This window comes from Actinomadura rugatobispora, from assembly GCF_042656285.1.
GTDB classification, from domain to species: Bacteria; Actinomycetota; Actinomycetes; order Streptosporangiales; family Streptosporangiaceae; genus Spirillospora; species Spirillospora rugatobispora.
This window is the reverse complement of sequence record NZ_JBHSON010000291.1, coordinates 1-620: the sequence shown is the minus strand read 5'-3', so window position 1 is coordinate 620 and position 620 is coordinate 1. Positions and strand designations below refer to the sequence as shown.

2 protein-coding genes are annotated in these 620 nt (G+C 53.9%); both read left to right on the top strand.

Annotated elements, in window-relative coordinates; translation table 11 throughout:
• A partial coding sequence (locus ACFPZN_RS56440) for a RodZ domain-containing protein (protein ID WP_378293725.1) occupies positions 1 to 274 on the top strand: 274 nt, incomplete at its 5' end.
• Positions 275 to 357: 83 nt separating this feature from the next.
• A partial coding sequence (locus ACFPZN_RS56435; protein WP_465252317.1) for a flavodoxin-dependent (E)-4-hydroxy-3-methylbut-2-enyl-diphosphate synthase occupies positions 358 to 620 on the top strand: 263 nt, incomplete at its 3' end.

The following is a 620-nucleotide window of genomic DNA, read 5'->3' as shown; positions in this document are numbered from 1 at the left end:
TCCGGCGGCGTCGGCGCAGGATCTGGTGATGAACTTTTCCGCCGACTGCTGGCTGGAAGTGAGCGATGCCACCGGTAAAAAACTGTTCAGCGGCCTGCAGCGTAAAGGCGGTAACCTGAACCTGAGCGGTCAGGCGCCGTATAAGCTGAAAATTGGCGCCCCGGCCGCGGTACAGATCCAGTATCTGGGCAAGCCTGTCGATTTAAGTCGTTTTATCAGAACTAACCAGGTTGCGCGTCTTACCGTTAATGCCGAACAATCAGCAGCACAGTAACAGACGGGCAATGCGGGAGATTTTACATGCATAACCAGGCTCCTATTCAACGTAGAAAATCGAAACGGATTTACGTTGGGAACGTGCCAGTCGGCGATGGGGCGCCTATCGCCGTCCAGTCGATGACCAATACGCGTACTACGGATGTAGAAGCGACGGTCAATCAAATCAAAGCATTAGAACGCGTAGGCGCGGACATTGTCCGTGTCTCTGTTCCGACGATGGACGCTGCTGAGGCGTTCAAACTTATCAAACAGGAGGTTAACGTCCCGCTGGTCGCCGATATCCACTTTGACTACCGTATTGCGCTGAAAGTGGCGGAATATGGCGTCGACTGCCTGCGTAT